Raw genomic sequence first — 24702 nt, 5'->3', positions numbered from 1 at the left:
GTGATAGAGTACTAAATGGGTAAAACCTCGCTGAGCTTCCGGCAGGCAAAACTGGCTTCCCTCACGAATTTATTAGCCATATCATTCTAAATCAGATAGGTATCCAGAGATCATGCAGCACGTCTGGGGGGCTTTTTCGCTGACCGGCAGGACGCTACGAAGCCTTGTTTCTAGCTCAAAAATGCTAGATCTGGCACCTGATAAAAATGAGAAATAACATAGCCATTCATGATCTTCATCACTTCTTGCCCAGCCCAGGCTTTTGGGTTGCGGGTAGTGAGCACTTTATCAGAGAGCGGGCAGCACAAGCACCGGCAACTCACTGTGCATCAGCACCTGAGCCGTGACGCTGCGGTGAAACAGCTGCCCCAGAAAGTTGCGCCGCCGAGAGATGACCACAATCATGTCAAACTCCTTCGGATTGGCTTCCTGCAAAATGCCTTGTTCAGGGTTACGGTTACTGATGCTGCGAATTTCAATCGGCGTCGCTTCCAGCTTCAGGCCGGTGCGCACCACCGATTCCAGGGTCGTGGGGGGCTTTTTGTCGTAATCGGATTGGGCGGCTACGTACAGCACGGTGAGCGAAGCCCTTAGTTCGGCCAGCAGCCGGTGTACAACGCCAGCATGTTCTCCTAAATCGAAAGCATGACCATCAACCGCCAGCAGCAGGCGCGAAGGCGGCGCGCTGCTCAGAACAGTGTGGGGCACCAGCAGCATGGGGTAAGGGGCGGCCCGCAGAATATCCAGAGACGTGGTTTCCACCATTTCGGCGGGGGTAGTGGAGTAATCGGGCCGGCCCAGCACAATTAGTTCGGGATGGTGCCGACTTACGGCATCCGCCACGGCAGCAGCCACGCGCCCATAGCCTACCTCCGCCACTACCGGAACGGCTAGCTGACGCGCTACACTACTCATAGCCAGTGAAATAGCCTCCCGACTAAGATTCGACAACTCTCCTCTCATCATTTCCGGGTCCAGCACCGAGTTGCGGCGCACGTGCAGCAGCACCAGCCGGGCCCCAAGCGGATCGGCCAGATTGGTGGCGTAGTCCAGCGCCCGGTTGGCTGCCTGAAAGAAGTCGGTCAGAATGAGCAGGGAAGGAACCATGAGCAGGAGCGGCTAGAGGGTAAAGCTACTGGCAAGAAATCGGCAGGCCGGCAGCATCGCTATGCGCCGCATTTGCCTGGGCTCTTGATTTTTATCATGCGATGACCACCATAGTCGTCATGTACCTGAGAGAGTAATATATATAATTTTACGAACATATTCTTGGCTAATTTTCAGTAACTCTTTCCAAATAAGCCCATTCTTATAAATACGATCAGTTATGAGCATGAACGATAAAAAGCCGTGGTTGCTGGCCTCAGGAGTTCTGGTAGCCGCTGCTGCTGGGTTTGGCGTTGGGCGGGCCCTGGTAGGTCGCCAATTACGCCAGGATGCGCGGCGTCTTCTGCGCACTTCCACCGACGTTACCAGCAGCATCTACCGCGAAACCCAGCTGGCTGATTTGCCGGCGCCGGTGCAGCGCTACTTCCGCCACGTGCTGCACGAAGGCCAGCCCTACCTTCGCTCCGTCCGGCTGAGGCATACTGGCCAGTTCAAAACCTCTTTGGATGGTGACTGGGGGGCAATTTCCGGGCAAGAATACATTATTGCCGATCCGCCGGCCTTCATCTGGCAGGGCACCACCTCTCTGTTTTCCGCCCGCGATGAATATGTGGCCGGTCGCGGCCAGCTTCTGGTCCGTTTGTTTGGGTTAGTACCTATAGTGTACGGCCGCGGCCCGCGCTACGATCAGGCAGAACTGCTGCGCTGGCTGGGCGAAATTGCCTGGCTGCCCACTGCCCTGCTACCCAGCGAGCGGGTTAGCTGGACGGCCCAAGATGAGTACTCCGCTACGTTAACTTTCACGTATCAGCGGCAGGCAATTTCGTACCTGGTGCGCTTCAATGAGCGCAATGAGCTAGTACAATGCGAAGCCGAACGCTATCAGAGCGACACCGTCCGTTTGCCCTGGGTGGGGCGTTTTGCTGAGTATCAAACCATACACGGCGTGCGGGTGCCTACGCAGGCGGAAGCGAGCTGGATAGTAGATGGACAGCCGCGGCCCTACGCCAAATTCCAGCTTCAGGAGCTGGATTATAATTCGATGGATTCCTACTAGCTACTCGCCAAACCACCACCAGCGCCGGGGCTCGCGGCTGGGCAACAGCTTGAATTTCACGACGGCGTGATGCTCAATGTGGGCCAAGGCTTCCTCCACCGAGTCGGTGAAGGTGAGCAGCCGCATATCGGCGGGCGCTATCATGCCATGCTCCTCCATTTGGGCCAGCAGCTCCAGCAGGGGTTGCCAGTAGTCACGGCCTACTACTACCACCGGAAAATCAAGGATCTTCTTGTTTTGGATAAGCGTCAGGGCTTCAAACAGCTCATCGAGGGTGCCGAGGCCGCCGGGCATGATCACAAAGGCGTAGGAGTATTTGACCAGCAGCACTTTGCGCACAAAAAAGTAACGACAACTCAGCCACGTATCTAGGTAGGGATTATGATGCTGCTCCTCGGGCAGCTCAATGTTACAACCCACGGAGGGCCCGCCCACATCACGGGCACCCCTATTAGCTGCTTCCATAATGCCCGGCCCACCACCCGTAAGCACCGTAAACCCTTGCTGGCTAAGGCCCGCGCCCAACTCCCGGGCCAACGCATAAAACGGCGAGCCATCGGCTACTCTGGCTGAGCCAAACACGGATACGCACGGCCCCACGAAGTGCAGAACCCGAAAGCCGCGCACGAACTCCCGCACCACCGTCCACATAAAGCGCAGCTCGCTGCGGCGGCTCCGGGGGCCAGCCAAAAAGCGTCGCTCGGCCCGCCCAGCAGACTTGGCAGAAGTGGTGTGGGATGACATGGGTGAGAAGTTAAAGTTGGCGGTGTCTAACACGGCGTTGTGCTCCCTTCCTCAGCTTCATTGTACGAGTGTGCGGGAGAAAGGCAAACATGATATAAATCAGCCATTAAGTTAATCTACATCATGGCTTTATGCTTTCTAAAAGTGGAAGTTTATAGTATAGTTTTTCCCACCCGGGGCCAGCTTACTGCGCCCCACTTTCGCTACCATCATGAACGCTTTCATTCTCATCCTGCCCATTTTTCTCCTTACAGTCCTGGCCCTGACGAGCTCTTACCTGCGCGGCAGTCATAAAACTTCGGCCTAATCGCTAGCGCTACGTAGCGTTGACAAAATGCCCCCCAGATTCGCTGTGCTAATCCTTCTTACTATCTGCCCGTCATGAATACTTCACTCGTTGTTTTAACCGATTTTTTTGACCTCTCAAATCGGGCACTCACGTATGCGGCGGGGCTAGCAATGCCTCTGGAGGCGCATTTGGTGCTTCTTCACCTGCGTCAGGATGAGCCGCTTTCGCCAGATGAGTACCGCAACCGTCATACTCGGAAGGCGGAGCAGCAAACCACCCACAAACTCCAGCAGTTGGCCGCCAAGCAGCCGGTGCCTACGGAGGTAGCTATCTCCGATGATTTTCTGCCCGATGCGGTGCAGGAAATGGTGAAGCGCCATCATCCCCTTCTGTTGGTGTTGGGCCGGCCGGCTCCGGCCTCTCTGCCGCAGGAAATTGTGACCAGCACCGCCATGGATTTGCAGCGCCACGCACCCTATCCCCTGCTAATTGTGCCGGAGATTGGGGTGGATACGATGCCACCGCGCCGCATAGTCATGGCCGTCGATGGGGAGCCTTTTCACTTGTTTGAGAATCAGGATGTGATGCGTCGGCTGCTGCTCGCTTTTCAAGGCACGCTGGATGTGGTGCACGTAACCGACGACGACCACATGAGACCGGATAATGCGACTATTCGGCGCACTATGCAGGATACCGACCTACTGCCTTTTTTACCTGAAATTAAAGTGCATGAGCGCTATCATCCTTCTATTGCGAAGGGCATTTTGCAGGAGGCCAACCAGCAAAGAGCCGATCTGCTGGTGGTAGTAGCGCGGCGTCACAGTCTGTTAGGCGGTTTGTTTCATTCCAGCATCACCGCTCAGCTGATTGAGGAAAGCCCGATTCCGCTGCTGATTTTGCCCGCTAAAGATTAAGACAGTCAATCCCGTTTCTGATTTCGGCTCCTTGTCGCTTACTGCCGTATATACCTGATATGAGCCCGTCTATCGTTGTGTTAGCTAACCTGACGGCGACGTCGGAATATGCCGTCCAGTATGCCGCTGTGCTGAGCGAGCCACTTCAGGCGCGCTTGCTGCTGCTGCATCATTACCGCGAGGTGGCTCCCGACCCCGAGCTGGTGAGCATGACCGCCACGAAAATCTACCGCAGTCAGGCCGAGATGGCCGCCGCCTTGCAGAATATGACGCGGCAACTGCCAGCTTCCACGCAGGTGTTGGCCTCCACCCGGGCGGAGGTAGAGATGGTAACGGAGGCCGTGGAACGCTACCACCCGCTCCTGCTGGTGATGGGTATGAACACCGATAATAGCCTGCTGGACCAGCTGTGGCAAAATAAGGCGCTGCCCGTGCTGCGCGACACGCATTGGCCCGTGCTGGTAATTCCGGAAGCTGCCCCCACGCCCCGCGTTCCGCGGCGCATAGCCTTGGCAGTAGATGCTAACCCATTTACGCCGAACCCAGCCAGTCAGGCCCTGGCGCCGCTGCTGGCGTCGTGGCAGGCAACGTATATCGTATTACACGCCGAAACTTCGAACGAGCAGCAGGCATTTCCGGGCCAGCGGGCCCTGGCAAATGTGCGCCTGAGCCATCTGCTTCCGCCAAATACGGAACCGGAACTGTATGAGGAAGTAAAAATTCCGCCCGCCGAAGGCATTATGCAGGCCGTGACAGATATCCAGGCCGATTTGCTGGTGCTAATAGTCCGGCCGCATAGCTTTCTAGGGAAGTTATTTCACCGCAGCGTCACGGCCCAGGTGCTGCGACAGAGCCGGATACCGGTATTGCTGCTCCCCGCACAAGGCCCAAATACACCAAGCTGGATGGCGCGCCTGACCTGAAAATGTTGGCTCGCAGACTTTAAGTCCGGCCGGGTTTGGCCGCTTACCTGACTTCCTTATCAAGACACGCACTATCTAAAAAAAGCCCCCCAGCCATGTGTCTGGGGGGCTTTTTTTGTGGTAGTCTGATCTGGAAGACGTTACTTATTCAGTAGCGGGAAGTATATGACAATGATTTCCTGAGTAGATGATTTAGATCATAGACTCTGGTTTCAACCTTCAATATATTGTAAAAGCGATGTTGTCAGGAGAATCTTATCTCCTCTACTCACCAATTCGCAGCCACTCTTTTTTTCAGATGCCATGCGCCAGGTACGTCCCATTCGTCCGCTTCCCTCTTTTGAACCCTGGCTGATGCCGTCTGCTTCCAGTGGAAAGGCGCAGGTAGCCCGCCCGGATACGCCGGAAGCGCCCTCCGCTGAGTCGATTGTGGAGCCATGGATTCCCTTTGAGGATTCGCTGCTCGATGTAAGCCTTACTTTTCTGGGCGCTGCGCATTGCGTTACGGGCTCCAAATACCTGCTAACCCTGGATAAAGGACCCAAGCGGCGGCAGCTGATGATAGATTGTGGGCTGTTTCAGGGGCTGAAAGAGCTGCGTCTGCGGAACTGGGAGCCGCTGCCGCTGCCCGTTCCCGATCTGGAGGCCGTGGTGCTTACGCACGCGCACATCGATCATAGCGGTTACCTGCCCAGGCTGGTGCGTGATGGGTTCCGGGGGGCAATTTTCTGCACCGATGCCACCGCCGATCTGCTTGAGATAATGCTGCTCGACTCCGCCAAACTTCAGGAAGAAGAGGCCTTGTACGCCAACGCCAAAGGCTACTCCAAGCACCACCCCGCCGTGCCGCTGTACACCATCGCCGACGCCCGGCAAGTGCTTACTCTCCTGCGTTCGGTGCCCTACGATTTGCCCGTGGAGGTGACCGATCAGGTGCAGGTAGTGTTCCGCGACGCGGGTCATATTCTGGGCTCCGCTATTGCCGAGATGACAGTAAAAGGGCTACAGCAATCTAAAAAGCTGGTTTTTTCCGGAGACATAGGACGCTACGACAACCCCGTATTATTCGACCCAACGCCCATTGAAACGGCCGATGTACTGCTGGTAGAATCGACGTACGGCGACCGGGACACCCGCATTCAGGACCCCGAGCAGGAGCTGGCCCGGCTGGTGAATGAGGCGCTGGGGCGCGGCGGCGTGCTGCTCATTGCGGCTTTTGCCGTGGGCCGCACCCAAACCCTGCTTTACTACCTCAAAAAACTCCGGCAGGAAGGCCGCGTGCCCGCGGTGCCCATCTACGTCGACAGCCCCATGGGCATCCGCGTCACGTCGCTTTTTCAGCACCATGCCGGGGCGCACCGGCTGGGCGAGAACAACCCGTTTAATTTCGAGAACCTGACGTTTGTGAGCGAGCAGCAGCAGTCGAAAGCCCTGAATCAGCTTACGGGTCCGGCCATCATCATCTCGTCCAGCGGGATGCTCACGGGCGGGCGCATTATTCACCACCTGTATCATCGGCTGCCCCGGCCTCAGGACACGCTTTTGCTGGTGGGCTACCAGGCCGAAGGAACCCGGGGCCGCGACCTGCAAGACGGCGCTCCGCAGATCAAGATGTTTGGGCAATGGGTGCCCGTGCACTGCCACGTAGCCGAGCTCGACGGCTTCTCGGCCCACGCCGACCGCTCGGAGCTGCTGCGCTGGCTGCGCAATTTTAAAAAGCCCCCCAAGCGCGCTTTCGTGGTTCACGGCGAGCCCGTAGCGGCCGACACCCTGGCTCAGGCCATGCGCCACGAGTTGAAGTGGCCCTCGGTAATTGTACCCGAATACCGGGAATCGGCCAAGCTGTTCACCGGGATTTAAGCGCTGTGTGCAGATTGAACTCGTACTAAAATATGCTTTTTCCAATAAAATTTAGCATGATTAAAATCAAGGCTTCAGGTGACGAACGCCATTCCATGTAGCCTACCTAACCCCGACTTTTACCCTGGTAATCGCCTCTAACAGCGAAGTATTCACTGCCTAAATTCAGCGCTATGATCACACCCGCTTTTTGGTTCTGGCTCCTCTTCCTCACGCTGACCGGCATCGTCTGGCACCAGCGGCAGGTTTCGCACGATTCTTCCACGGCGGGCTAACGGCTTGCTTTTCAGCACTTGCACTATGGATATGCACTCCCTCCCCGACTTGGACACGCCTGCCCGGCGCCAGCAGCTCGTCAGCCAATTTATGGATCGCCTGGCCAACGATGAAGTGCTAAGCTCGGTTTTTGGCAACCCCATGAATGCCTACAGCCGCACCGCGGCCCAACAGGAGCAGCAGGCGTGGTGGGACTCGGCGCTGGCGGGTGAATGTTATCAGGGCCGGCCGCTTCGAGCCACCCATGTGCTTCCTTACACCGGCCCGCTGTATGAGCGCTGGTGCCGGCTGCTAAAAAATACTTTCGACCGGAATTTTGAGGGGCCCGAAGCCACCGCTGCCCAGGGCCACGTGCTCAATCTGGCCACCATGCTCGCGCACTGGCAGCTGGCTCAACAGCATTGCTATCGGGATGGCTATATAACGCATGACAACAACACGACGAAAGAACTGGCGGCCGCCTAGGTTCGCCGCACGTCGCGTATTTGTCCCAAAAAAGCCCCCCAGAGTTATTTTAAGCTGTTTTTAAACCTGTCTGTCACGTCTATCAGCACGCCACCATGACATCTCCCATTGTTGTTCTGACCGATTTTTTCGCCGTTTCCAACCGCGCTCTTTCCTACGCCGCTGGTTTGGCGTTGCCCTTGCAATCACAGTTGGTGCTGCTGCACGTGCGCCACGACGGGCTACTCTCGCCCGAGGAATACACCAACCGTGGAGCTCACCACAACGAGCGCGAAACACTTGAGGCGCTGACGAAGCTGGCCAGCAGCCAACCCGTGCCTACGCAAGTGGAAATATCGGAAGGCTACCTGCCCGATGCCGTGACGGAGGCCGTGCGCCACCATCACCCGCAGCTGCTGGTGCTGGGGCGGCCGGGCACAGCGGTTATGCCGGCCGAAGGCATCGTCAATGCGGCCATGGACTTGCTGCGCCATGTGCCCCACCCGCTGCTCACGGTGCCCACCGTGGGCTGGGACACTTTCCCACCGCGCCGCTTGCTGTTAGCCGTTGATGGTGAGGATTTTATGCTGTATGAAAACCAGGATATCCTGCAGCACCTCTTGCTATCGTTGCAGGCCACGCTCACCATCGTACACGTATCGGATAATAAGGACCCCGGTGCGGCCGCCGGACACGAAGCCATTCATAGTGTACGAAAAAGTGGCCTGTTATCGGTGAAAGAAACCGACCCTGTTCGCATCGTGTATCACACCAGCCCGGCGGAGGGAATTTTGCAGAGCGCGGCCGAGCTGGAGGCCGATCTGCTGGTCGTGATTGCGCGGCGTCATAGTCTGCTCGGCGGCCTGTTTCATCGCAGCGTTACGGCCCAGATTATCGGCGAAAGCCCTATTCCGGTTCTGCTGATTCCGGCTATGGACTAGCCCACTCCGCATTCACGCCCTTAACAACCGGTACTGCCATGGGCATTTCCCTGATTGTGCTCACCAATTTTTACCCGGCCGCCCTGCGGGCCCTGCACTATGCCGATGCATTGGCTTGTGCCCAGGGCGGCCGACTGGTACTGCTGCACGTAAACCGCTCTTCCCTGTACGACCTCTATATGTTCGCCGGGGAAGGCTGGCGGCGTCAGGAGCTTGACCGGGATGCCGATACGGCGACTTTGCTGGATCGGTTGGCCACGCAGCTGCACACCCCGGCTACCGTGGAGCTGGCCACCGATCTGCTGCCAGAAGTAGCGCAGGATCTGGTGACCCGCTATCAGTCAGGCCTGTTCGTGGTAGGCTTACCGGCGGCCGATCACGCCTCGCCTGAGCAGTTGAGCGCCACCACCCTCGACCTGCTGCGGGCGGCGCAGTTTCCGGTGCTGGTCGTGCCCGATGCTACCCCGGCCGCCGCCCAGCCCCGCCGCGTGATGGTAGCCGTAGATCAGGAAAACTTTGTGCTCGCCAACGCCGGTGCCGTCATCGAGCTGCTCCAAAACATAAAAGCCGAGGTAACAGTCGTGCACGTAACTGCGCTGGAAGACGATGCCGGCTGCGCCCGAGCCCTGATGCACGTGCAGGGAAGCGGCCTGACAAAGGGCGTTCGATCGGTGGACTTACGCGGCTTTCTCCACTCCGATCCGGCGGTGGGCGTGCTCGAAGCCATCACGCAAGTCAGCCCTGACTTAGTGGTGGTGCTGTCGCGGTCGCGCAACTACCTTGGGGGGCTTTTTCACCACAGCGTCACAGCCCACGTCATTGCCCGCAGCCCGGTGCCGGTGCTGGTGTTGCCCGTAAACTAGCCGGTGGTTTCGCGCCAACCAGCATTATAACGGTGTGATTGACAGGGCAATTTCTAGAGTCAACTGCTATCCGTTAAAGCTCGAACGACAGTTCTCAAAAGCTGCTTTTTAGCTAGATTGGAGTACGCTTCGGACCAGGGGGTTCCACTGTGCTCGTCGCTTACGCTCTACTCTATGCAGCAAGCTACCATTAACACCGCTCCGCCCCTTCCTGACTCCGCCCCGTCGCCGGCTACCGGCCTCACAGAGGCGGAAGCCCGGCGGCGGTTGAGTATTTATGGCCCCAACACCGTAGAAACGGCCGTACAGGAAAGCTGGGCGCGTGTGCTGCTGCGCCAGTTTAAAAGTATGATTGTGGCCGTGTTGGGTGGCGCGGCTGTCTTTTCCTTTGCATTTCAGGACTTTGCCGAAGGCTACGCCATCCTGGCCGTTATTCTCATCAACGCCCTGATTGGCTTCTGGCTGGAATGGAATGCCCAATCTTCTATGATAGCTCTGCGCCACATGGGCGCGACTAGTGCCCGGGTGCTGCGCGATGGGCAGGTGCGCGCCATTCCGGCTGATGACATTACGATGGGCGATGTGCTGCTGGTAGAGGCCGGCGAGGTAGTAGCCGCCGACGCCCAGCTTTTCGACTCCCAGCAACTGCAAGTCAACGAGTCGGCCCTCACTGGCGAATCGATGCCGGTCAGCAAGCAGTTGGACCCCACCGACCCGGCGGCGCACCTCTCCGACCAGACCAACCACTTGTTCAAGGGCACCGCCGTGGTCAATGGCACTGGCCGGGCCTTTGTAACTGGTGTGGGGGGCAAAACGCAGCTGGGCACCATCGCCCAGCTGGTGCAGGAGGCCCAGCACACCGCCACGCCGCTGGAGGACAAGCTTAATAAGCTGGCCCGCCAGCTGGTTTTTATCACTTTTGGGCTGGCTACGCTGTTTGTAGTGGGGGGGCTGCTGGAAGGAAAATCGGCTTACGTGCTGTTCAAAACGGCCATTGTGCTGGCCGTGGCGGCTATTCCGGAAGGCATGTCCATTGTGGCTACGCTGGCGCTCGCCTATGGAATGCTGCGCTTGGCCGAGCGCAAAGTGCTGGTGAAGCGGCTGGCCGCTGTCGAAACGCTCGGCGGCACCGACGTCATTTTCACGGACAAAACCGGCACGCTCACCCAAAATCAGATGGCCGTGCACACCATCTGGCTGCCTGAAGGCCGCGTGGAAGTGAAGCCCGAAGCCACCGAGATTGAACCGGCACTGCTCAGCAGCGACACATTTCAGAAGCTGCTGCGTGTGGCTGCGCTTTGCAATAATGCCACTTACTCGCACACCAATCCGGACATGGCCCTCGGCGACCCGCTGGAAGTGGCCCTGCTGACGCTTGCCCACACCAGCCGCTTCGATATACCCGGCGCGCAGGCCACCGCCAACCGCTTAGCGGAGCAGCCCTTCAACTCCGATACCCGCCTGATGGCCACGGTGCATGAGCACCCTGATGGGCAGGTGTGGGTGGCCGTAAAAGGGGCTGCTGAAGAAGTATTGCGCAGCTGTACCTACTTAGAAATGCCCCCCAACGGCCCTCAGCCTCTGAGCGCGGAACAGCGGGCTCAATACCTGCTCCACGCTGAAGAACTGGCCGGAAGTGGACTGCGGACGCTGGCCTTCGCTTACCGCCTGTTGCCCGACGAGCACCAATCCGACTGGACCAATGAGCTGGTGTGGCTAGGAATAGTAGCCTTTCTGGACCCGCCCCGCCCGGAAGTTATTCCGGCGCTGGCATCCTGCCAACAAGCGGGTATCCGGGTAATTATGGTAACCGGCGACCACCCGGCCACCGCTCTCACCGTTGCCCATCAGGTGGGCCTGACTACCGACAAGGAAGCTATTGCTATTACCGGCGCGGAGCTACCCAGCTTATTTTCGGACCCCGATGGTGAGGGAGGCCGACTGGCGCACACCGCCGTATTTGCCCGCGTAAGCCCCGCGCAAAAGCTGGATCTGATCAGCCTGTATCAGCAGCACGGGCACATTGTAGCCATGACCGGCGACGGCGTAAATGACGCTCCGGCGCTTAAAAAAGCGGATATCGGCGTGGCCATGGGCCTGCGGGGCACGCAGGTAGCCAGTGAGGCGGCCGCCCTTGTTTTACGTGATGATTCTTTCGCGTCCATTGTGGCAGCAGTGGAGCAGGGGCGAATCATTTTCACTAACATACGGCGGTTTGTGCTGTATCTGGTTTCCTGCAATCTGAGCGAAATCCTGGTGGTAACGGCGGCCGGCTTGCTGGGGGCCGGCTTGGGCCTACTGCCTCTGCAAATCCTATTTTTAAACCTTCTCACCGACGTATTTCCGGCCCTAGCGCTGGGCGTGGGCAAAGGTAGCTCGCGAGTAATGCAGCATCCGCCGCGCGATCCGCAAGCGCCCATCATGCGCCCCGGCGACTGGCGCCTAGCTGTTGCCTATGCGGCTATGATGACCGTGGTTTTGTTGGGAAGCTATTTCATTGCCCGTCAGTACTATGGGGTATCAGAAGAAGTGGGCAACAATCTTCTGTTTTATGGCCTGGCCGGGGCGCAGCTGCTACACGTGTTCAATATGGCCGGTATCGGTACGCCATTGAGACACAACGACGTGTTGCGCAACCGCTACGTATGGCTGGCCCTGGCCCTCTGTACAGGTCTGCTGCTGCTGACTTACTTCCTGCCGCTGCTGCGAAACCTGCTGGGCATTCAGCCCCTAAATGCCGCCCTGCTTATACTGATTCTGGCCCCGGCCGTGCTGGTACTGATACTGGGCCAACTACTTGGATGGCTGCTACATAGGGGAAAAAATGCGGGGAAATTGCCCAGCCAACCTGCCCGCGAACATTAGCGATTGTGGTAAAGCAGCAGGGTCAGTAAGCCATAGACGAGCACGATACTGAGGGCCGCGGGTGACAACCGCAGAACCTGACCAGGGCGCGGCAACAAACTCATAATGCCGAGAGCCGTCAGGATAATGCCCCCCATCACCGTGAGCAGATGGCTGGTGTTCACGTGCGCGATAATTGGGCCACGCAGAAAGGCCATATCACTCAGGCTCAGCACAAATAGATTGAATAAGTTGCTGCCAAATAAGTTACCCAGCGCCATATCGATGCTGCCCAGGCGTACAGCCGCCAGCGACACGACAATTTCGGGCAGGGAAGTGGTAATGGCCAGAAAAAACGACCCGAAGAAGCTTTCGCCCAAACCGCTGGCCACGGCCAGATGCTCACTGAAATAAGGGAGCGCCAGCGCGCCGAGCACCACCAATCCAGCGTGCAAAAGCAGTTGAAGTACCACCGGTTGCAGCCTGTTGTCGGCTTTAAATACGGCGGGGCCTGCTTCCGATGCGGGTGGGGTGGTGTTGCCGTATCGAAAAATGCTGTACATCGACAAGAAATACAGAAGCGCCAGCACCACGCTGTACCCACCCATCCAGCCCAGGGTTCCGAAGGCTTCCGGGGCCAGAAAGCCCACTCCTACCACGCTCAGCATCAGTACGCCCAGGGAGGCGGAAAGTGTGTGCTCCGCACTCACCGGCAACCTCAGCGCCTGCTGAGGGGCAATTAAATATACCCAGGCCAGAATCAGAATATTGAAGGCGCAGCTGCCCAGAATGTTGCCCATGGCCAGGTCGGGCGCACCAACGATGGCTACCGCGCTAATGCTGGTGAGCAGTTCCGGCAACGACGTAACCGATGCCAGCAACACTAGGCCCAGCCACGCCCGACTGATACCTGTAAGGGCAGCCAGCTGATCGCCATATTTGGACAGCTTCGTACCGCTTATGACAATGATGCCGGTGCAAACCAGAAAACCCAGAATATCAGTGGCCAGATTCAGCATGTGGGCAGCTATTGAAGAAAAAAGGAACAGAAGCAAATCAGGATTATTTCCGGCTTCTCAGGGCTTCAGCCTCCCCAAAAAGCCCCCCAAGAGCATGTCGGCGCCAGCCGGCCATCCCGGTCCGTAAACATCGCTGTGACCACAGAAATCTGCCATGACTTACCTCATCTCACTGCCTGAGTGGGATCATGGCACCACCTCTCTATTTATGGTCAGCTTTGCTTATACTTAATACTAGACACCGCATGGCAGGTGGCGGGTATATTTATGCTTCACGCTCCGCACTGAAGGCCCACTTCTCCCAAGATACGGCCTCCGACACGGCTAACAGCTTCTCATCATGCACACTCTCCCCGAGGCGACGGCACCTGACAGCACTACTATCACCTTCATTGTGCTGACGAGCTTTTTCCCTGAAGGCAGGCGGGCGGTGCAGTTTGCGGCCGAGCTGGCCGCGCCTCTCGGGGCCCGGCTGGTGCTGCTGCACTCCAATCATCGGGGCCTGCTGCGGAAAACCAGCAAAGCTCTGGCAGAACAGCAATCCACCGTATACTTGGAGCAAGCGTTGCAGGAAATGGCTGCCGGACTGGGGTCGCCGACCACTATCGAGTTAGCCACCGATCTTTTTCCCACTGTCATCAACGACTTGGCCCAGCGCTACCATCCGGCGCTGTTTGTACTGGGTCGCCCCCATGCGGAGCGCGCCGACTTCGATTTGGGAGCCGCAACGCTGGATGTACTTCGCAATGTGGAGCTGCCGCTGCTGTTGGTGCCCCAATCCTACACGGGGCCTGCCGCTCCGCAGCACGTGGCAATTGCCGCTGATGCCGAGGCCTTTGCGCTGCCACCTCATGCGCTGGCACCCCATATTCTGCACAAGCTGCGGCCCCCACGCACAACGGTTATCACGGTAGCCGCTATGCAAAATGACATGGCCTGTGCCTCGGCGCTACACTATGTGGGCAACAGCGGCCTGCTGCCCACCGACGGGCCCCGCCTATCGGTGGAAGGCTATTATGCTATTCACCCCGATTTAGGCATACTGGAAGCGCTAGCTTCCACGAATGCCGACTGTCTTATTTTGCTGGCCCGGCGGCGCAGTGTGCTGGGGGGCTTTTTTCACCGTAGCATCACCAATCAGCTGCTGATGCGCAGCCCGGTGCCCGTGCTGGTAGTGCCGGCCATCGATGGCTAAGGCGCCCGACGCGCGGCCACTTTGCTAAGGCAAGATGATCCGTTGCGCACTCAGTCGCGTAGCTGTATCTGCGCGCACCAATGGGCAGTAGCTTCCGCAGAACCTACCGGGGGGGCTTTTTTAACCTTGCGCCAGTTTGAAGGTTCTGACCAGCAGTTGGTTGCTGCTGCTGTAAGTACTGAATAGCTAGCAGCTTAAGCTCGATTATGAACTGTGTATCATTTCATTAATCTGAAATATTCGACTGGCAAAAATCTGTAAAATACCAGTATCTAAATACACAAAGACTGCGTAAGGGGGAATCATACGAATTCAATTAATTCTTTATTCCATCCTATCCTCTTGCGTTTATGCTAAAAACCTCTTCCCTCGCCAAATGGGGCGTGGCTGCCCTTTTATTATCCTCGCTTACGAGCTGCGAAGACATTCTGGAGCAGTACTTCCCTAAGCCTACTCCACCGCCTGCTATTCCTACTTTCCCCAATCTGGGGCTCGACATTCCCTTCTACGCTTTGACGGACGGTACCCGGCTCGATGGTTATTCGACGAAGGATCCATCCACAAGAACAAGTTCAGTGGCTATTACCGGCCTTCAGAGTGGCGAGCGTATCCTTGCAATGGACTTCCGCCCGGCTACGGGGCAGCTCTATGGGGTCGGCAGTAGCAGCCGCCTGTATGTGATCAACCAGAACACCGGCGTAGCTCGTGCCATGGGCAGTGGAGCTTTCATGCCTACTATAATGGGGGAATTAGTTGGCTTCGACTTTAACCCGACCGTGGATCGGATACGGCTGGTAACTTCCACCGGGCAGAACCTGCGTCTGAACCCCGAAACGGGCACCGTAGCGGCGACCGATGGCCCTCTTACTGGAGCACCAGGAAGCGCACTATTGACGGGAGCAGCATACACCAACAATACAGCTGGCGCGACAACCACTGTTTTGTATGCGATTAACACAGTTGACAAGCAACTATATGTAATCAACCCACCCAATAATGGCACTTTGGTTCCAGTAGGAGCGCTCAGCCTCAATGTCACCGGCGATGGCGGCTTTGATATTGATGCTAAGACTGGTACCGCCTTAGGCCTGTATTCCGTAAGTGGCAATCCGACACTTTTCTCGGTGGACCTCTCAACGGGGACTGCGCGGCCGTTAGCCCAGTATAATACCAACTCAGGTTACTCGGCAATTGCCATCCCTACCCAGCCCGTAGCGTATGCTGCTGTTGTTTCATGCTCCCGCGCTAGGGGTTGCGTCACGGATCTAGTCACGTTCAACCCAACTAATCCCGCCGCGGGCTTTACAAGCAAGCCTATTACCGGCTTACGTAACGAACTGTTTCGAGGCATCGATTTCCGGCCCGCCACGTCCCAGCTTTATGCTGTGGGCGGGATGGGGGGGATTTACACCATAAATCTGACTACCGGGGCAGCCACGTTAATGAACGCCTTCACCACTTTTGTACCAGGTGTCGTTGCCGGATTCGACTTCGATCCCGTCACGGATGTTATGCGCCACATTGTGGCCGGGGGGGGAGAAAATTATCGTATCAATCCGGTCAGCGCGGCCGTCATTCAAGACGTGACGCTAAATCCAGGCTCCACCTTTATTCAAGCCGCTGCATATGATAATAACTATGCTGGCGCGAGTACAACCAAGTTGTATGTGGTTGACTATAATACCGACAAACTCTACCAAGTTAATCAGCCCAACACAGGCAACATAATCGAAATTGGCAGCCTCGGCGTTAACGTAGGTGACGACATTCATTTGGACATCGGCGGCATTAGCAACACGGCTTACTTTGTCTCTACTCCCCGAGGTGTATTTAATCCAGCTACTCAGACTGCTACTCGGCCGGGCCCGACCCAGCTTTACACGATTAATCTGGCGACGGGTGCCGCCACGGCCATTGGGGAAATAGACTTTATTAGCTTATCAGACCGAGGAGAGTATCAAGTATTCGGCTTTAGCCTGGGCTTAGGTTTCTAATTTCCTCGCATTCATTTGAATGAAGAAGCCCTGGCGCAATGCGCCAGGGCTTCTTCATTCAAATGAATCAAAGTCTATAAGAGCCAGCCAAAAACTTTGAGCCTATCTAAAAAGTAGCAGCTGTTACTCTCTACAGCTCCCGATGAAAGTTATCCAGCAAAATCGCCGCCGATATAGCCACGTTTAAGCTTTCGGCGCCGCCAGCACCCGGAATATAGAGCCGCTGGGTGAGGCACGCGAGCACCTCCGGCCGCGGGCCGTGCGACTCGCTGCCCATGATGAGCACGCCCGCCGGGCGCAACGTGAGGCGATGCACATTGTCGCCTTCGAGGTGAGCGCCGACTCTCCTTGGGCGAGCAGGTGCAGCGGGCCCTGCCGCAGGCGCACGTGGTAAAAACCCTGAACATGGTCAGCGTGCATCAGATGATTAACCCGCCCTTTAAAGGTGGGGAGCCCGACATGTTTGTGTGCGGCAACAATGCCGGGGCAAAGGACCAAACCACCCAGCTGCTGCTCGAACTGGGCTGGCGCCGTGTCACTGATTTGGGCGGCATTGCCGAAGCCCGCATGGCCGGGCCGCTGGTACTGCTGTGGGTACGCTACGGACTGAAATACAACACCTGGGACCACGCTATCCAGTTTGTTTATGTCTAAGTCCGGGCCGAAAACCCGTCGTCAAGCCCAGGAAACCAACCTATTCGCCCCAATCCTTGTCGGGGGGCTTTTTGCGGGCCTTTACGAAGCAGAAGTAGTCAGGGGGTAATAAGGAAAGCCCCTGTTCTGTCCCGCTTTACCCGTTCTCTGCCGTGCATGGAGCACAAGGTTATGAACTATTCCAAAACATTATAATACAATAAGAAGATATATACAAAAGAAAATCATATACTTAATGGTCGCTGCATTAGGCAGCATAGCCAGCTGTTAGTAAAATTATGTTTATCAATTCAGGCATATGAAAAAAACGTTCTACATGCATGTTTTGCTCTGGCTTGTTGTGCTGCTGACTAGCGCCCTTATGCTCGGAGGGCAATTCCTTTCATCCCGGCTTTGCATCGACCTAGCCCTGAGCGCGGGCGGGGCTGGCGTCTTAAGTTTCCTTTGCATCCTTAACGGGCCCTTCGCTCAAGTCCGGATAGCCTACCTGTTGGGCACGAGCATAGGTACCACCATGGGTTCCCGGTACGCGACCCGGCACTTTTTCGGAGCGGAGAAAGGGTCCTTGCTTCCTATTTTTCGCCTACGCTTTACCAAGCCCATTGTTTGGTTGACGGAAACATCGTGCGTAACTTTTCCAGCGCCCCTGCCCAGGCTCACACTATGACTACTGACGCTTTCGCTTCCTCCCCCACCGACTAGCTGCTCTTTGTATCCCTAAAAAAGCCCCCCACATGACAAACTCTTTCCCTTCGCTTCTTCCTAGCATGCCCGTTTACGGGTCTGACGCCACTACTCTCCCGCCGACCGGCCCGGGGGCACTGACACCTTTTTTCGGGTAGCACCCCGTTCGACCCAAGTACCGCCTTGGGGTTGCTTCAGGCTGCTAGCGTGACACCCAGTTGCCTTTTGATGAGCCCTGGGCAGCATGGCCAGCATTATGTTACCGAGCTCTTTCCCCGGGTTTCGTCGCGGTTGATGCAGCCTCTTTTCAGCACCCGGTCCAGTAAAAATTCCCACCATTTCACTTTTTTACTTATGAACAACAACTTGTACAAACAGTACACCGTGAAGGAGCCAGCGGAATTCGTTCCGGCTCGCGGCAAACGGCCGACCGGACTGCAGGTGCTGATAGTAGGCTTCCTGCTCCTGCTCTTTCCCCTCCTGAGTCAGGCGCAAGCGACTCGGTCCGTTTCCGGCAAAGTGGTTGACGCGCAATCCGCTGGCCTGCCGGGCGTAACGGTTATCATTCCGGGAACTACCACGGGAACCAGCACCGGCGCGGACGGCACCTTTCAACTGACCGTGCCCGAGGGTACGACGACGCTTTCCTTCTCGTCTATTGGCTATACCTCCCAACAGGTTGATATTGCAGGCAAATCGACGGTGCAGGTTGCCATGCGGGAGGATACCCAGAAGCTGAACGAGGTAGTCGTAACGGGCTACGGCACAACGCGAAAACAAGATCTGACCGGCGCAGTGGCGGTCATTGGCGAGAAAGAATTTAACAAAGGTACCTTCACCTCTCCGGACCAACTGCTTCAGGGCCGCGTGTCGGGGGTGCAGGTGAGCAATAACAGCGGGCAGCCCGGCGGGCCGTCCACTATCCGCATTCGGGGCAACTCCGCCGTGACTGGTACTGGCCAGCCCCTGTACGTGATAGACGGCGTGCCGCTTGATGGTCGCACGGCCCGGCCCGGTCTGGTGGCTTCCGCTGACGTTGGAAGCGGAGCCGACAGCAATCCGCTTAACTTTCTGAACCCCGACGACATCGAGACCTTCACCGTGCTCAAAGATGCCTCGGCTACGGCTATTTACGGCTCAAGGGCCGCCTACGGGGTAGTACTTATTACCACTAAAAAAGGCCGCACGGGCGCCCCCATCCTCAGCGTGGGAGCATCTACAGGCTTCTCGACGCTGCTGCGCCGGCCCGAGTTCCTCGACGCCGGCCAGTATCGGGAGGCCTTAACTTACTACGGAGCACCGGCCAGCAACGACAAGGGCGGCGACGTGGACGCGCTGGAGGAGATTCTGCGCACCGGCTACTTACAAAATTATAACGTGGCTATGAGCGGCGGTGGGGAAACCGGCCGCTACCGCATCTCGCTGGGCTACCTCGACCAGGATGGCATCGTGCGCAAAACCGGCTTTAAGAAGTACAGCGCCAACCTCTCCACCAATCTGCAATTTCTAGAAAGCAAGAAGCTGGGCGTCGACGTAAACATCGCGACCAGCCAGTTCCAAGAACAGTTGGCCAACATTACCACTGACGCCGGCTTCCGGGGTAGCCTTATCGGGCAGGCGTTGCAGTGGAACCCCACCCAGCCCCTGCGCAACCAAGACGGTTCGCTCTTTATTCAGGCTGGCGACGTGGTGAACCCCCTGGCAGCCCAGGAGCTTTACAACGACGACTCGCGGGTAAACACTATCTTGGCTAGCATCGCGCCTTCATACAAGTTTACCGACTGGCTCGAGTACCGGATGTTGCTGAGCGTAAACTACAATAGCGGCGAGCGGCGCACCTCTATTGATCAGCGTTTGATAAACTATCCCGGCATTGAAGGGCAGGGCTTTGCCGCCATCAGCAACAACGAGCTTGTAACACAGCAGATCGTTCACACCCTGAATTTCAACCGACCAATAGCTACTGACCTGAATCTGAACGCAGTGCTGGGCTATGAGTACACGAAGTTTAGTAATTCGGGCTCCAACGTGAATGCGTTTGGTAATCGGGATGAAGGCGGCTTCGGCAATTTTGGCCTCGATTACACCAACTACATTCAGTATTCGGCCGCCGGCAACCGCCAGGTGTCATCATTCTTCGACCCATCGTCGGAGCTGCAATCGGTGTTTGGCCGAGCCGTCTTCAGCTATAAAGACCGCTACGTACTGACTGGTACGCTGCGCCGGGATGAGAGCACCAAGTTTGGCCCGAACAATCGGGTGGGTTACTTTCCTTCGTTTGCCGCGGCCTGGGATCTGAGCCAGGAAGCTTTCTTCCCAGCTGACCGGCTTACCCAACTCAAGCTGCGGGCCGGCTATGGCCTCACCGGCAACCAGGAGTTTCCGGCCGGCGCGGCTCAGTTTCGCTACACCCTCGACAATAACGGCGCCCAGTCACCGCTCAATGACGCGAATGACGATTTGAAGTGGCAGGCTGACGCTCAGTTTAATGTGGGCATTGATATTGGAGCCTTCAACAACCGCCTCACCTTCTCGGCGGATTACTTCAATAAAACCACCACCGACATTCTGTTCCCGACTACCCCCGGCGAGCCCCGGCCCTCCGTCGCGGCCATTCGCTGGGACAACCTCGACGCTAAGATTGTAAACAAAGGCGTAGAGATGGCCTTGGGAACCACACTGGTTACTAACGAGCAGGTAGAAGTAGGCCTCAACGTCAACGCTACCTTCATTCGCAACGAAGTATCGGACTTGGTGGGGGCCGCCATTCCGACCGGAGCCATTAATGGTCAAGGCCTGTCGGGGGCATTGTCGCAGCTCATTACCAACGGCTACCCTATCAACGCCTTCTTCCTGCCTCAGTACAACGGCCTCAACGAAAATGGCCTGTCGAATGAGTTCGGGGCAATAGCTTATTCGGGCAGCCCTAACCCGCGCACGCTGCTGGGTCTGAGCGCCAACGCCCGCTACGGCAAACTCTCCCTAATTGCGAACATGACGGGGGTATTCGGCCAGTACGTTTACAATAACACGGTCAACGCAGTGGGCAACGTGGGCCAGATTGGGGCCGGCAAAAATATTGCCCTCTCCACGTTTGAGAACCCGATTAAAGAAGCAACTGGCAACCCGTCGGCGGCCACTACGCGCTACTTGGAAAAGGGAGATTTTCTAAAAATGTCTAACCTGACGCTTTCCTATGCCATCGGCGACGTGAGCACATTCATGAAGGGTGCTCGGGTGTATGTCACGGGTCAGAATCTGTTCGTGCTTACCGACTACGATGGGTTTGATCCGGAAGTAAACACGGTGAAGCGCGGAGCCAACCAAGTGCCTTCGGTTGGAATCGATTACCTACCCTATCCCAGCGCCCGCACCTTCACGTTCGGCGTTAATTTCAATCTGTAACCTCTGCTTTTTCCCACCATGAGATATTCTAAGATTGCCTGTGCGGCTGCCGTTCTGGCCTTATTACAGGCGGCTACTAGTTGTGAAATTGACGAAACGCTGGAAGGTCAGCTTACCGAAAGCCAGGTTCGGCGCGGTGAGCTTACCTCCCTGCTTCAGGGCGTGTATAATGCCCAGCGCGAACCCATTCAGGGCCACGTAAGTGTGTTTGCCCTTCAGGAAGTGTCCACCGATTCCCGCATCATGCCCACCCGCGGGCCAGACTGGGACGACAATGGTAAGTGGCGCGCCCTCTACAACCATACTTGGGATGCCAATAATGAGCGGGTACGCGAAACATACACCCAGCTCAATGGCATCATCTACGCCTCCACTGACTTGCTGCGCTTCTCCCCTTCTCCACAGCAGGAAGCTGAGTCCCGTTTTCTGCGGGCCTGGGCGATGTTTCTGGTGCTCGACCTTTACGATCAAGTGCTTTATCGGGAGCCCGGTGAGAACCTGAGCGAACTGGCGCGGGTGCGCAAGGGCACTGAGGCGCTCGACTACATCGTAAGCGAGCTGAACGCTATTCAAGCCAACCTGCCCGATGCCCCCGTTAGTCGCGCTACCAAGGACGCGACCAAGGTGCTGCTGATGAAGTGCTACCTTAACAAGGGCGTGTACGCCAATAGGCAGTCCCCAACCTTCGCGGCGGCCGATATGAATCAGGTAATTAGGCTGGCCGACGAGATCATCAACACCGGCAAGTACTCGTTTACGCCCAACTACTTCGACAACTTCGCGCCCAACAACGGGGCTATTGGCCGGGAGAATATCTTCACTCAGGCTAATACCTTCGGCAATAGCGGTCCCGTGCGCGACTTATGGAAGTTCGTGTCGCACTACAACATGCGGCCTGTGGACGGCTACAACGGTCCGGCAGCCCCAGCGGAGCTCTACGACCTGTTTGAGGCGACCGACAAGCGCCGCGGCGTGGCCTACGACATAGCAGGCGGGCCCGCCAACCCCGGTCGGCGGATCAACGTGGGCTTCCTAATTGGTCAGCAGTACAATTTGGCTACCGATGCTCCCCTTACTACTCGGGGCGGAGCGCCGCTGGCTTTCACCAAGGATATCAACCTTTTCGAAACTGGCGCTGACCTCGAAGCGAAGGGCATCCGGCCCATTAAATATCCCGTGGATTATCCAAGCGAGGCAAAAGGGGGCAACGGAGCTGAAAACGACCATGTAACCTTCCGCCTAGCCGACGTGCTGCTGATGAAGGCCGAAGCCATCCTGCGGGGCGGCACGCCTACCAGCGCCGGGGGATTTGGGGGTACGGCGCTAGCCATCGTTAACTCGGTACGCACTCACCCTTCGCGCGGAGCCAGTGCTCTTACTTCGCTTAACCTCGACGGGCTGCTCGCTGAGCGGGGCCGGGAACTGTACAGCGAGTCGTGGCGGCGGCAGGATATGATTCGGTTTGGCAAGTTTCTGCTGGCGCGCAAAGACAAGCCCCAGAGCGACCCGAAATACCTGATCTATCCCGTGCCGCAGACCCAGGTAGATGTGAACCGTAACATCACGCAGAACCCAGGGTACTAGCCTTTGGTAGCACACAAACCGGCCGTTGGTTACTGCTGAACGGCAGCAGCCAGCGGCCGAGTTGTGTCTGTCTTCTTCCCACCCCATTATTTTCCCACCCCAGTGCTTATGAGAAGCCTATCGACAACGCTGTTCGTCGTGCTGCTGCTAACCTTTGTGGGCTGTAACCAAGCCCAGGAGAGCCGGGTAAAAAGCCCCCCAGCCTCCCAACCGAAGTCTCAAAACCAGCAGGAAACCTGGTGGAAGGAAACGGTGGTGTATCAGATTTATCCGCGCAGCTTTCAGGATAGCAACGGCGACGGCGTGGGCGATTTGCGGGGCATCATCTCCCGACTTGATTACCTCAAAAGTCTGGGCGTGGAGACGGTCTGGCTGAACCCGATTTACGCCTCGCCCAACGACGATAACGGCTACGACATCTCCGACTACCGCCGGATTCAGCCCGAGTTTGGCACGATGCAGGACTTCGACGCGCTGCTTAAAGGCTTGCACCAGCGCGGCCTGAAACTGGTGATGGACTTGGTGGTAAATCACAGCAGCGACGAGCATGAGTGGTTCAAACAGTCTCGTAGCTCGCGCCAGAGTCCTTACCGCGACTACTACCACTGGTGGCCCGCCGAGAAGGGGAAGCCCACGCCGCGCTACAGCTTTTTTGATGTGAACAGCGACGCCTGGAAGTACGACTCGCTCACCAACGCCTACTACCTGCACTACTTTTCGCGCAAGCAGCCCGACCTGAACTGGGAAAACTCCAAGCTGCGCCAGGAGGTGTACGACATTATGCGCTTCTGGCTGGACAAGGGCATCGACGGCTTTCGCATGGACGCCTTTCAGTACGTAGCTAAAGACACGACCTTTCCAGCATTTCCGCCCGGCTATGAAAAGCAGATTGTGAAGTACTACAGCAGCGGCCCCAACCTGCACGCCTACCTTCAGGAAATGAATCGCGAGGTGCTCAGCAAGTACCCCGTAATGACCGTGGCCGAGGGCGCGGGTGACTCGCCTACCGCGGCTATGAAGTTCGTTGACCCCGCCCGCCGGGAGCTGAACATGGCCTACCACTTCGAGGGAATGGACATCGGCAACGGGCCGGAAGGCTACAAGCTCACTGATTTCAAGCAGGTGTACACCCGCTGGGACAGCGCGTTTGCTCTGAAAGGCTGGCTCTCCATTTTCCTGGCCAACCACGACGTGCCGCGCATGGTCAGCAAGTTCGGCGACGACCGGCCCGCGTTTCGGGCGGCCTCGGCTAAGCTGCTCAATACCTTTATTCTTACCATGCGAGGCACGCCCTATTGCTATAACGGCGACGAGCTGGGCATGACCAACATCCGCTTTGACCGCATTGAGGACTACCGCGACGTGGCTACCCTGAACGGTTATCAGCAGGTAAAAAACCGGGGCGGCGACCTGGGGGCCTTTTTGGCCACGGCCAAGCGCACGGCCCGCGACAACTGCCGCACGCCCTTCCAGTGGGACGCCTCCCCGAACGCGGGCTTCACGACCGGCCGACCTTGGCTGCAAGTCAACCCCAACTACCGGCAGGTGAATGTGGCGGCCCAGGAAAAAGATCCGAACTCGGTGCTCAACTATTTCCGCCGGGCCACGGCTATGCGCCGCCAGCACAAGGTGCTGGTGTACGGCCGCTACCAGTTGCTCGATGCGGCTAATCCGCACATCTACGCCTACACCCGGACCCTGAATCAGGAACGGGTACTGGTGTTGCTCAACTTCTCCTCTGACCAGCGCAACTGGACGCTGCCCGATACTATAAAATTGGGTGGCCAGCCCTGGCTCAACAACTACCCTACCTTCGCGCCAGCCGCTACCCTGGCGCTACTGCCCTGGCAGGCCCTCGTGCTGCCCCTGCGCTAAGCGTTGGTTTACTTAGGCAATTCATTTCCC

General features: G+C 57.2%; 17 protein-coding genes and 1 pseudogene. 14 read left to right on the top strand and 4 right to left on the bottom strand.

The window, feature by feature from the left end:
* Nucleotides 1-288: 288 nt before the first annotated feature.
* Nucleotides 289-1107, bottom strand: a complete 819-nt coding sequence (locus tag H8B13_RS03590; protein ID WP_187309433.1) for a universal stress protein — start codon at nucleotides 1105-1107, stop codon at nucleotides 289-291.
* A gap of 226 nt (nucleotides 1108-1333) precedes the next feature.
* Here H8B13_RS03590 and H8B13_RS03585 point away from each other — a divergent pair, with 226 nt between their 5' ends.
* Complete coding sequence (locus tag H8B13_RS03585) at nucleotides 1334-2164, top strand: DUF6544 family protein (RefSeq protein ID WP_187309432.1); 831 nt, start codon at nucleotides 1334-1336, stop codon at nucleotides 2162-2164.
* Here H8B13_RS03585 and H8B13_RS03580 read toward each other — a convergent pair whose 3' ends face one another.
* Nucleotides 2165-2908, bottom strand: a complete 744-nt coding sequence (locus H8B13_RS03580) for a TIGR00730 family Rossman fold protein (protein ID WP_187309431.1) — start codon at nucleotides 2906-2908, stop codon at nucleotides 2165-2167.
* 381 nt (nucleotides 2909-3289) lie between these two features.
* Here H8B13_RS03580 and H8B13_RS03575 point away from each other — a divergent pair, with 381 nt between their 5' ends.
* The 7 genes from H8B13_RS03575 to H8B13_RS03545 all read left to right on the top strand — a co-directional run bounded on the left by H8B13_RS03575 (nucleotide 3290) and on the right by H8B13_RS03545 (nucleotide 12283).
* On the top strand, nucleotides 3290-4111 hold the full coding sequence (locus H8B13_RS03575) for a universal stress protein (RefSeq protein WP_187309430.1): 822 nt from the start codon (nucleotides 3290-3292) through the stop codon (nucleotides 4109-4111).
* 59 nt (nucleotides 4112-4170) lie between these two features.
* Entirely contained in the window at nucleotides 4171-5034 is an 864-nt protein-coding gene (locus H8B13_RS03570; RefSeq protein ID WP_187309429.1) for a universal stress protein, read from the top strand.
* A gap of 354 nt (nucleotides 5035-5388) precedes the next feature.
* Nucleotides 5389-6894: an MBL fold metallo-hydrolase RNA specificity domain-containing protein gene (locus H8B13_RS03565; protein WP_187309428.1), complete on the top strand. Its 1506-nt coding sequence runs from the start codon at nucleotides 5389-5391 to the stop codon at nucleotides 6892-6894.
* A 300-nt stretch (nucleotides 6895-7194) separates the two neighbouring features.
* Complete coding sequence (locus tag H8B13_RS03560; protein ID WP_187309427.1) at nucleotides 7195-7635, top strand: hypothetical protein; 441 nt, start codon at nucleotides 7195-7197, stop codon at nucleotides 7633-7635.
* A gap of 95 nt (nucleotides 7636-7730) precedes the next feature.
* Nucleotides 7731-8555, top strand: coding sequence for a universal stress protein (locus H8B13_RS03555; protein WP_187309426.1), 825 nt, complete (start codon nucleotides 7731-7733; stop codon nucleotides 8553-8555).
* Between the two features lie 38 nt (nucleotides 8556-8593).
* The gene (locus H8B13_RS03550; RefSeq protein ID WP_187309425.1) at nucleotides 8594-9418 is read left to right on the top strand and encodes a universal stress protein; all 825 of its coding nucleotides are present in this window, start codon (nucleotides 8594-8596) and stop codon (nucleotides 9416-9418) included.
* Between the two features lie 174 nt (nucleotides 9419-9592).
* Nucleotides 9593-12283 (top strand): cation-translocating P-type ATPase, encoded by a 2691-nt coding sequence (locus H8B13_RS03545; protein WP_187309424.1) that lies wholly within the window; start codon nucleotides 9593-9595, stop codon nucleotides 12281-12283.
* On the opposite strand, the gene H8B13_RS03540 is transcribed toward H8B13_RS03545, so the two are convergent.
* Nucleotides 12280-13281, bottom strand: a complete 1002-nt coding sequence (locus H8B13_RS03540; protein WP_187309423.1) for a sodium:calcium antiporter — start codon at nucleotides 13279-13281, stop codon at nucleotides 12280-12282. The two genes, H8B13_RS03545 and H8B13_RS03540, sit on opposite strands and share 4 nt — an antisense overlap.
* Nucleotides 13282-13621: 340 nt before the next feature.
* On the opposite strand from H8B13_RS03540, the gene H8B13_RS03535 reads away from it, so the two are divergent.
* Nucleotides 13622-14476: a universal stress protein gene (locus H8B13_RS03535; protein WP_187309422.1), complete on the top strand. Its 855-nt coding sequence runs from the start codon at nucleotides 13622-13624 to the stop codon at nucleotides 14474-14476.
* A 350-nt stretch (nucleotides 14477-14826) separates the two neighbouring features.
* The gene (locus H8B13_RS03530) at nucleotides 14827-16470 is read left to right on the top strand and encodes a DUF4394 domain-containing protein (RefSeq protein ID WP_187309421.1); all 1644 of its coding nucleotides are present in this window, start codon (nucleotides 14827-14829) and stop codon (nucleotides 16468-16470) included.
* Between the two features lie 130 nt (nucleotides 16471-16600).
* On the opposite strand, the pseudogene H8B13_RS03525 reads toward H8B13_RS03530, so the two are convergent.
* Nucleotides 16601-16801: pseudogene (locus H8B13_RS03525) on the bottom strand (TrmH family RNA methyltransferase); the annotation flags it as partial.
* A 17-nt stretch (nucleotides 16802-16818) separates the two neighbouring features.
* On the opposite strand from H8B13_RS03525, the gene H8B13_RS03520 reads away from it, so the two are divergent.
* The 4 genes from H8B13_RS03520 to H8B13_RS03505 all read left to right on the top strand — a co-directional run bounded on the left by H8B13_RS03520 (nucleotide 16819) and on the right by H8B13_RS03505 (nucleotide 24672).
* On the top strand, nucleotides 16819-17124 hold the full coding sequence (locus tag H8B13_RS03520; protein WP_187309420.1) for an NADPH-dependent F420 reductase: 306 nt from the start codon (nucleotides 16819-16821) through the stop codon (nucleotides 17122-17124).
* 1038 nt (nucleotides 17125-18162) lie between these two features.
* Nucleotides 18163-21213 carry a SusC/RagA family TonB-linked outer membrane protein gene (locus H8B13_RS03515; protein WP_187309419.1) on the top strand — a complete coding sequence of 1017 codons (3051 nt, stop codon included), beginning with the start codon at nucleotides 18163-18165 and terminating at the stop codon, nucleotides 21211-21213.
* 18 nt (nucleotides 21214-21231) lie between these two features.
* Nucleotides 21232-22797, top strand: a complete 1566-nt coding sequence (locus tag H8B13_RS03510; RefSeq protein ID WP_187309418.1) for a RagB/SusD family nutrient uptake outer membrane protein — start codon at nucleotides 21232-21234, stop codon at nucleotides 22795-22797.
* 108 nt (nucleotides 22798-22905) lie between these two features.
* The gene (locus H8B13_RS03505) at nucleotides 22906-24672 is read left to right on the top strand and encodes a glycoside hydrolase family 13 protein (RefSeq protein WP_187309417.1); all 1767 of its coding nucleotides are present in this window, start codon (nucleotides 22906-22908) and stop codon (nucleotides 24670-24672) included.
* Nucleotides 24673-24702 lie beyond the last annotated feature (30 nt).

This window comes from Hymenobacter sp. BT188 (genome assembly GCF_014333585.1).
Lineage (GTDB): Bacteria > Bacteroidota > Bacteroidia > Cytophagales > Hymenobacteraceae > Hymenobacter.
The sequence above is the reverse complement of the archived record's forward strand: the minus strand, read 5'-3'. Positions and strand labels throughout refer to the sequence as shown.

Coding starts and splice junctions, on each gene's coding strand:
- H8B13_RS03585 (WP_187309432.1), top strand. CDS start 1,334: ATGAACGATAAAAAGCCGTGGTTGCTGGCCTCAGGAGTTCTGGTAGCC.
- H8B13_RS03510 (WP_187309418.1), top strand. CDS start 21,232: ATGAGATATTCTAAGATTGCCTGTGCGGCTGCCGTTCTGGCCTTATTA.
- H8B13_RS03565 (WP_187309428.1), top strand. CDS start 5,389: ATGCCGTCTGCTTCCAGTGGAAAGGCGCAGGTAGCCCGCCCGGATACG.
- H8B13_RS03575 (WP_187309430.1), top strand. CDS start 3,290: ATGAATACTTCACTCGTTGTTTTAACCGATTTTTTTGACCTCTCAAAT.
- H8B13_RS03545 (WP_187309424.1), top strand. CDS start 9,593: ATGCAGCAAGCTACCATTAACACCGCTCCGCCCCTTCCTGACTCCGCC.
- H8B13_RS03555 (WP_187309426.1), top strand. CDS start 7,731: ATGACATCTCCCATTGTTGTTCTGACCGATTTTTTCGCCGTTTCCAAC.
- H8B13_RS03560 (WP_187309427.1), top strand. CDS start 7,195: ATGGATATGCACTCCCTCCCCGACTTGGACACGCCTGCCCGGCGCCAG.
- H8B13_RS03570 (WP_187309429.1), top strand. CDS start 4,171: ATGAGCCCGTCTATCGTTGTGTTAGCTAACCTGACGGCGACGTCGGAA.
- H8B13_RS03515 (WP_187309419.1), top strand. CDS start 18,163: ATGAACAACAACTTGTACAAACAGTACACCGTGAAGGAGCCAGCGGAA.
- H8B13_RS03580 (WP_187309431.1), bottom strand. CDS start 2,908: ATGTCATCCCACACCACTTCTGCCAAGTCTGCTGGGCGGGCCGAGCGA.
- H8B13_RS03540 (WP_187309423.1), bottom strand. CDS start 13,281: ATGCTGAATCTGGCCACTGATATTCTGGGTTTTCTGGTTTGCACCGGC.
- H8B13_RS03530 (WP_187309421.1), top strand. CDS start 14,827: ATGCTAAAAACCTCTTCCCTCGCCAAATGGGGCGTGGCTGCCCTTTTA.
- H8B13_RS03590 (WP_187309433.1), bottom strand. CDS start 1,107: ATGGTTCCTTCCCTGCTCATTCTGACCGACTTCTTTCAGGCAGCCAAC.
- H8B13_RS03535 (WP_187309422.1), top strand. CDS start 13,622: ATGCACACTCTCCCCGAGGCGACGGCACCTGACAGCACTACTATCACC.
- H8B13_RS03505 (WP_187309417.1), top strand. CDS start 22,906: ATGAGAAGCCTATCGACAACGCTGTTCGTCGTGCTGCTGCTAACCTTT.
- H8B13_RS03550 (WP_187309425.1), top strand. CDS start 8,594: ATGGGCATTTCCCTGATTGTGCTCACCAATTTTTACCCGGCCGCCCTG.